Origin of the sequence: Falsiroseomonas oryzae (assembly GCF_027856955.1) — a bacterium.
In the GTDB taxonomy this organism is placed as follows: Bacteria; Pseudomonadota; Alphaproteobacteria; order Acetobacterales; family Acetobacteraceae; genus Falsiroseomonas; species Falsiroseomonas oryzae.
This window is the reverse complement of the sequence record NZ_JAPSMD010000646.1, coordinates 1-2266: the sequence shown is the minus strand read 5'-3', so window position 1 is coordinate 2266 and position 2266 is coordinate 1. Positions and strand designations below refer to the sequence as shown.

The window sequence follows — 2266 nt, the reverse complement described above, 5'->3', positions numbered from 1 at the left end:
CCCGAGGAGGATCAGCGCCGCCGGAAGCCGCCGGAGCGCTTGCCGCGCGGCGGCGGGCCAGCGCGCCCGCGGCGTCCGCCCGCGCGCGGATCGCCCTGCATCAGGCGGAAGACCATCCCGCCGGTGCGCGGAGTCGCCGACGCCAGCTGCACCTCGACCGGCTGGCCAAGGCTGAAGGTCAGGCCCGTGCTTCGGCCGGTCATTGCGTGACCGGCCCCGTCCAGCTGCCATCGGTCGTCCGGCAAGGACGCCAGCGGGACGATTCCGCTCGCGCCGTTCTCCTCTACTGTCACGAACAGTCCGAAACGTGTCACCCCACTAATGCGCGCATCGAACATGTCGCCGACGCGTTCCGCCATCCACGCGGCGAGATAGCGGTCCACCGCATCGCGCTCGGCCGTCGCGGCCCGGCGTTCGGTCTGGGTGATGTGCTCCGCCGTGTCCGGGAAGCGCGCCGCTTCCTCCTCCGCCAAGCCGTCGCGGCCGAGCTGCAGGCCGGCGACCAGCGCGCGGTGAACCAGCAGGTCGGCGTAGCGCCGGATCGGGCTGGTGAAATGCGCGTATTTCGTCAGTGCCAGGCCGAAATGGCCGATGTTGTCGGGGCTGTAGGCCGCCTGGGACTGGCCGCGCAGCACCGCCTCGTTCACCAGCCGCGCCTCCGGCTTCTCCTTCACGATCTCCAGCACCTGGGAGAAGTCGCGGGGGTGGATGCGGTCGCGGGGGGCGAGCTTGATGCCGAGGCCGGCCAGGAACTGCCGCAGCCCCTCCAGCTTCTCGTCGGAGGGGCGGTCATGCACGCGGTACATGCAGGGCTGGCGCAGGCGCTCCAGCTCCTCCGCCGCGCAGACATTGGCGGCGACCATGAACTCCTCGATCAGCCGGTGGCTGTCGAGCCGCGCGCGCGGCACCACCGCCTGCACGCGCCCCTTCGCGTCCAGCAGCACCCGCCGCTCCGGCACGTCGAGGTCGAGCGTGCCGCGGCGGTCCCGCGCCGCCAGCAGCGCGCGGAAGGCGCCGTAGAGATGCGCCGCCTGGCCCGGCGGCACGCCCTCCGGGTCGGTCCCGGCCTCGTGCGCGGCCTGCACCTGCTCGTAGGTCAGCCGCGCGGCGCTGCGCATCAGGCCGCGGCCGAAGCGGTGGCGGACCTTGGTGCCGGCCTTGTCGAAGCGCATCTCAACGAACAGGCAGCCGCGATTCTCGGCCGGGCGCAGGCTGCACCAGCCGTTGGACAGCGCCTCCGGCAGCATCGGCACGACGCGGTCCGGGAAATACACGCTGTTGCCGCGCGCCCAGGCCTCCCGGTCCAGCGCGGAGCCAGGCTTCACGTAATGCGCCACGTCGGCGATCGCGACGACGAGGCGCCATCCGTCGCCATCAGGCTCGGCAAAGACGGCGTCGTCGAAGTCGCGCGCATCCTCCCCGTCGATCGTCACCAGCGGCAGGGCGGTCAGGTCCTCGCGCCCGCGCTTCGTGACACCCTTCGCCCGCTCGGCCTCCTGCACCGCCTCGGCGGGAAAGACGTCGGGGATGCCGTGCGCGTGGATGCAGACCAGGGAGACGCTGCGCGGCTCCCCCATGCGGCCCAGCACCTCGACGATGCGGGCAGGGCGCGGGCCCATCGGGCGGTGCTGCGGCAGCGGCTCCGCCATCACGATGTCGCCGGCGCTCGCCCCACCGCGATCCTGCGGCGCCACCATCCACTCGGCGCGCTGCCGCCGGTCGGTCGGGATGATCCGGCCTTCCTCGAAGACGCCGAGGATCCGCGCGGGCCGGTCCTCCGAGGCCAGGCGCTTGAAGGTCCGCCCCTCGTATTTCGTGCCGCCGAGGAAGCGCAGCCGCGCCAGCACGCGTTCGCCGGGTGCCAGTGCCGGCATGCCGCGCCGCTCCGGCCGCATGAAGACGGCCGGCGGCGGGCCGTTCGCCTTGTCCCACTGCACCGGCCGGGCGATGGCATCGCCATCGGCGTCGGTGCCGACCACTTCCACCACCGTCATCTCCGGCAGCCGGTCGGGCGCGGCGACGCCCTTCCGCCCCGCCGGCGCGGCTTGGCCCGATTCCTTCAGCGACCGCAGCAGCTCGCGCAGCGCCGGGCGCTGGTCGGAGGAGAGGCCGAAATGCCGCGCGATGTCCGACTTGCCGACCCGCCCCGGCGCATCCCGCAGGAAGGCGCGGAGCTGCTCGCGGCTGGGCAGCGGCGCGGCGGTACCCGTCTCGCCCTTCGGCCGCCGCCGCGGCGGCTTGCCGCCGCCGGCCGGCTTCGCGGGGC

General features: G+C 73.8%; 1 protein-coding gene. It reads right to left on the bottom strand.

Annotation, left to right across the window (positions count from 1 at the left end):
* Nucleotides 1-11: 11 nt before the first annotated feature.
* On the bottom strand, nucleotides 12-2266 hold a 2255-nt coding region (rnr, locus tag OZN99_RS30070), incomplete at its 5' end, for a ribonuclease R (protein WP_408611980.1).